This window comes from Laspinema sp. D2d (assembly GCF_025370755.1).
Taxonomy (GTDB): domain Bacteria; phylum Cyanobacteriota; class Cyanobacteriia; order Cyanobacteriales; family Laspinemataceae; genus Laspinema.
Map to the genome: position 1 here is coordinate 1 of NZ_JAMXFC010000074.1, position 5423 is coordinate 5423.

A 5423-nucleotide genomic window follows, 5' to 3' on the forward strand; every position below is an offset into this window, starting at 1 on the left:
TTTCATCATCCGGGGATACCTGGGGTCCCTCCCTTCCCTATTATACCCTAGGTGATAAAAACATATACCTGTAAGCCTCCCCATCCTCCCCATCCTCCCCATCTCCCCCATCCTCCCCATCTCCCTCTTACCAAGGAACATTACTGGTGGCTCGCATTAACAGGGGGTGCGCCCACCAGAAACCGAGGGTAAACAGGGTAACGCCGAGATAGGCGGGACGGAGAAATTCAGTCCATTTCAGGGTTTGGCGGCCCTGAGCGATCGCCAGAAAGGGAATCACAGAGGTGCGCGCTTTGACGGCCTCAAATGCCTCTCCATACCGGGCTTTCATGCGCCGATCGCCATGCCAAACCGCAAATAAATGGTGCAATACCAAGCCAATGGAGGTCACCAGGGTAAAAGAAGTCCCAATCCACAGAGTATGAGCAAGGCACCAAATCACTTGACCCACCATTTGCGGATGACGACTAATTCTGATAATTCCCGTTTCATATAAGTGCACTTGAGGCTTGGCGATCGCTGCCACTTCTAATAAATTAAACGTCGCCGGGTAGAGAAACAGAAACGAAATCCCCGAGAGGGTCCAGACCAACGGCATGACCCCGGGCACGCCCTGTACTTGCCATAGTTGGAGACCATCGTAACGGTGGTTAAAGAAATAAATAATCAGCACCACCGCGAAGGGTAAACTAACCAGAGCGAATAAAACTCGGTACAATCGGGGGCCGATGAGTTGTTCCCCCCGAGGGCGCAGGGCGGCTAATCCACTATGGGCGATCGCGAACCCAAATAACAGCCCAATCATTATAAAATGGCTAGAAGTCAACCAGTCTGAGAACATCCCAAGCTTTTTCCCACTCCAAATATCCAACTCCAACGGACCCCTGCAATCCTTGATCCGGCTCGTTCAGATTGCCACAGATGCCGGAATCGATGCTTTAAGCTCGTCGGAGGTGAAAAACATTTTAAGGCATCCCCTAACAAAAAGCGATGGGGGTTTGATGCGCTTGACCTGGATTCTATATGCAACTGATCGATGAATCACCTTCATTTAGGTGGGTTCGTCAGTTCAACTATAAGATAAACTGAGTCAGTTATCCGATCTCCATTAGCCGGGGATCATAATTTTTGACAGAGGGGATCGTACTCTCTGCGTTGACGGGATCGCCGATCGCCACCTAGTTTTGCTTTTATCTTAGATAGGGCTATCTCTGGCGATTTGGTAAACTCCAATACAACCTGACGACTGATTATCCAGGACTAGAATGGCAAGTTGTGCTATTTTCCCTCGCCTGCCGAGATTGATTGATCCCATAGCAATCTTGAACCTGTCCATGAACTGTCCATTGATGTTAATCCGTCGGTTGCCATCAGACCCTTTGCCCCTTTCAGGTTTAGCAGTATGTCCGATCTACCTTTCACTTTAGATCAGTTACGCATTCTCAAAGCGATCGCCGCTGAGGGAAGCTTTAAACGGGCGGCAGATAGTTTATACGTTTCTCAGCCCGCCGTCAGCCTACAGGTGCAAAACCTAGAGCGGCAGTTGGATGTCCCACTATTTGATCGAGGGGGGCGTCGCGCCCAACTAACGGAAGCGGGTCACCTCTTGCTCAGTTATGGGGAAAAAATTCTGACCCTCTGTCAGGAAACCTGCCGCGCCATCGAGGATTTGCAAAATCTTCAAGGGGGCACCTTAATTGTCGGGGCTTCCCAAACCACCGGGACCTATCTCCTGCCTCGGATGATTGGGATGTTTCGGCAGAAGTATCCGGATGTAGCCGTGCAATTGCACGTTCATTCCACCAGGCGGACTGCTTGGAGTGTAGCAAATGGACAAATTGACCTGGCGATCGTCGGTGGTGAAGTCCCCCCGGAACTCCAAGAGTCTTTAGAAATCCAGGCTTATGCGGAAGATGAATTGGCGTTGATTCTGCCGGTATTTCATCCCTTTGCCAAACTCGAAAAAATTCAAAAAGAAGACCTTTATAAGCTACAATTCATCGCGCTGGACTCCCAATCGACTATCCGGAAGGTGATTGATCAAGTGCTCAGTCGTTGTGATATTGATACCCGCCGTCTCAAATTAGAGATGGAACTCAATTCGATTGAAGCCATTAAAAATGCGGTTCAGTCGGGTTTAGGCGCTGCTTTTGTTTCGATTTCTGCGATCGAAAAAGAGTTACAAATGGGCATTCTTCACCGCGCCACCATTGAGGGGGTTGTGGTTAAGCGAATGCTTTCGGTGATTTATAATCCCAATCGGTATCGTTCTAAAGCTGCCGAAGCGTTTAGTCAAGAAATTTTACCCCAGTTTTCAACTCAACCTTGGGTGGAAAGCACCCTAGAAAAACCTTTAGAATTTATGGAGGTAGAACCCCTTAAACCCGTTTCGACCAATTCAACGATGAGCTAAATAGGTTTTAGATTTTAGATGACCCGATTGGAGAACAATGCTCAATCAACTTTAGCATCTGAAATCTAAAATCTGTTCAGTAAAATTACGGCATTTGATATGGAAATTTACTGTACTCGTCCGGGCTGCTTGCGTCCTCAAAATAGTTTTGCGGATCTCGATGATATGACAACCCTCAAAACGATCCAGCAAAAATTTTGTACGACTTGTGGGATGCCGTTGATTTTAGATGGTCGGTATCTCCCGGTACGGTTACTGGGCCAAGGGGGCTTTGGGGCGGCTTTTCTGGCTCGCGATCGCCGCACGCCAGCCATGCGAACCTGTGTGGTGAAACAATTTCAACCGGCGGGGGATCTAGGTCCCCAACAGTTGGCGATCGCTCATACCCTCTTTGAACGAGAGGCCGAAGTCCTCGATCGCCTCGGCAACAAACACCCCCAAATTCCAGATTTAATGGCGTTTTTTTCCCTAGAAACTTCCAGCCAAATCCCCGGCAAAAAAGACCAATTTTTCTATTTAGTTCAGGAGTTTATTGACGGCCAAAATCTCGAAGAAGAATTAAAATTAAAAGGGAATTTCTCTGAAGAACAAGTACGGGAGGTTTTTGTAGAAATCCTAAAAATCCTTTCTTTTGTGCATGAAAATGACACGATTCATCGGGATATCAAACCCTCGAATATCATGCGATCGCAAACAAATGGTCGCCTTTATTTATTAGATTTTGGGGCAGTCAAACAAGTCACCCAATCCCCGAGTATAACCGGCAGTGGACGCTCCACCGGCATTTATTCAATGGGGTTTGCGCCTCCCGAACAAATGGCAGGGCGCACAGTATTTCCCGCTACAGATTTATATGCTCTAGCGGTGACTTGCATCATGTTACTAACCGGAAAAGAACCCCAGGAGTTATTCGATGCCTACAGCAATGAATGGAATTGGCGCAGTCAAGCGACCCTAAGCGATCGCTTCGCCGATATATTAGATCGCCTCCTCCTCTCTACCCCCAGTCAGCGCTTTCAATCCGCCCAAGAAGTCCTAACCGCCCTCACCTCTACCTCCCCACACCCCCAATCCTCCCCATCTCCCCCATCCCCCCCATCTCCCCCATCCCCCATCTCTCCCCCATCCCCCCTCTCCCCCTCATCCCCCCACTTCTCCACCCTCGAAGTCCTACGAGGAGCCGCCTTTACCGGATTTGAAGGGGGCCTACTATTCATTGTTTTACAAAGCTTGGGATTAGCACCAGCGATCGGCGCGATCGCCGGGTTACTCCTATTAACTGTCCTGATTTTTGTTCAATATCGTCGGTTTATTGAAAAGTATGATTTACTCATCCTCGCTGTGCTCACCTTTGCACTTGTCTTCTTCATTCCGCTTTTTAATCAAGCATTCTTTTGGGAAGCCATCTTATTTATTCCAATTTTTGCCAGTTGTTGTGCTGTCGCCTTTACCGCCCTATTCCGGCTGATTTCTAAATTAATCGCTAACTTCTTATAAGCCCTCTAGCCCAAAAATTATCCAGGTACTCTTGTCACTCTCAAACACATCCCGAATTGAAAACCCATTTTATTCAAGGAAAATTTTAAATTGAATTAAATAAACCATAAATCTTTGACACCTTAACTTGTTAAATCATAAGCTTCAGAATTATTAGATTTAATTTCACCCTCATTCACCCAAAGCTTCTCTCGCCTATTTGAGTCAGGTTTTCCACTTTCCTAATTCCGTTTAATTATTAGCAATGTCACTGAAAAACGAAACAACAATTTTAGTCTTAACCGTTCTAGTTACTATCAGTTTAGCCGGGGGAATTATCTGGGGGCTGATCCGAGGATTTGGCACACCCTTTGCAGCGGATAATTTACCCTCGGAAGGGACTTCCACTCCATCCAAAGCCCCCTATCAATTCAATCCGGATGCTAGAATTGGGAGTTTTGCGGAGGTTCCCAACCTGCCCTCGGGACTAGCGACTTATGGCGGGAGCACGAGTTGGGCCCCGATTCGGGGAACCGTGGATCCGGTGATTCAAATGGTTCTGCCTCAGTTTAAATTACGATATACCCAACATCCTACGAAACCCTCTGGTTCTGGTACGGGAATTGAGATGATGTTAGAGAATCAGCTCGTTTTTGCTCAATCCTCTCGCTCCATTACAGAAGAAGAACAACAACGAGCTAAACAATTAGGATTTACTCTAAAAGCGATTCCAGTCGCTTTAGATGGAATTGCAGTAGCAGTCAATCCAGACTTAAATATTCCTGGATTAACTTTAACTCAACTTCAACAAATTTATACGGGTGATATCTGGAACTGGAGTCAAGTTGGCGGACCCGATGTGGAGATTGTCCCCTATTCTCGCCGCCCGGAAAACAGTGGCACGATCGCATTTTTTATGGAAAATGTGATGGGTGGAGAGGCGTTTGGTAGTAATGTACAGTTTATTTCTACGACAACCCTAGCATTACGAGAAGTAAGCAGTCGCCTCGGCGGAATTTACTACGCTTCGGCCCCGGAAATTGTGGGACAATGTAGCGTCACCCCCATTGCGATCGCCGGACAAACCAATCGCCTGATTCCCCCCTATCGAGAACCCTTCGTCCCCGTTGAAGATTGTCCAAACCGGCGCAACCAAGTGAATGCCGCAGCCTTTCAAAGTGGGGAATATCCTCTCACTCGTCGCTTATTTGCGATCGTCAAAGAAAATGGTCAAATTGACCAACAACTCGCGGAAGCTTACGCGGCACTCCTGCTGACGGAACAGGGACAAGCCTTAATTGAAAAAGCCGGTTTTGTGAGGATTCGTTAACTAACCACTCACTTAATGATTGCTGATTAGCAGATCAGGAGATGAAGGTTTCATACCCAATCCGAGTTAGGGTGAGATACAACAGTTTCACCCTTGCTGAGAATTCCTTTCTAGCCAAAACTTCTACCCCTGAGAGGGTGACAAGACAGCTAGACTAATTGCTGTACAAGGGATAGAGCATTTAATCCTTGCCGAAAATTTCGA

Annotated in this window: 4 protein-coding genes; 3 read left to right on the forward strand and 1 reads right to left on the reverse strand. The window is 47.3% G+C overall.

The window, feature by feature from the left end:
- Positions 1-127 precede the first annotated feature (127 nt).
- Positions 128-841, reverse strand: a complete 714-nt coding sequence (locus NG796_RS26140; RefSeq protein WP_261210426.1) for an NnrU family protein — start codon at positions 839-841, stop codon at positions 128-130.
- A 561-nt stretch (positions 842-1402) separates the two neighbouring features.
- On the opposite strand from NG796_RS26140, the gene NG796_RS26145 reads away from it, so the two are divergent.
- The 3 genes from NG796_RS26145 (at position 1403) to NG796_RS26155 (ending at position 5219) form a co-directional block, all read left to right on the forward strand.
- Positions 1403-2413 carry a LysR family transcriptional regulator gene (locus NG796_RS26145; protein ID WP_261210428.1) on the forward strand — a complete coding sequence of 337 codons (1011 nt, stop codon included), beginning with the start codon at positions 1403-1405 and terminating at the stop codon, positions 2411-2413.
- Between the two features lie 99 nt (positions 2414-2512).
- Positions 2513-3910: a serine/threonine protein kinase gene (locus NG796_RS26150; RefSeq protein WP_261210430.1), complete on the forward strand. Its 1398-nt coding sequence runs from the start codon at positions 2513-2515 to the stop codon at positions 3908-3910.
- 244 nt (positions 3911-4154) lie between these two features.
- On the forward strand, positions 4155-5219 hold the full coding sequence (locus NG796_RS26155; protein WP_261210432.1) for a PstS family phosphate ABC transporter substrate-binding protein: 1065 nt from the start codon (positions 4155-4157) through the stop codon (positions 5217-5219).
- Positions 5220-5423: the final 204 nt, after the last annotated feature.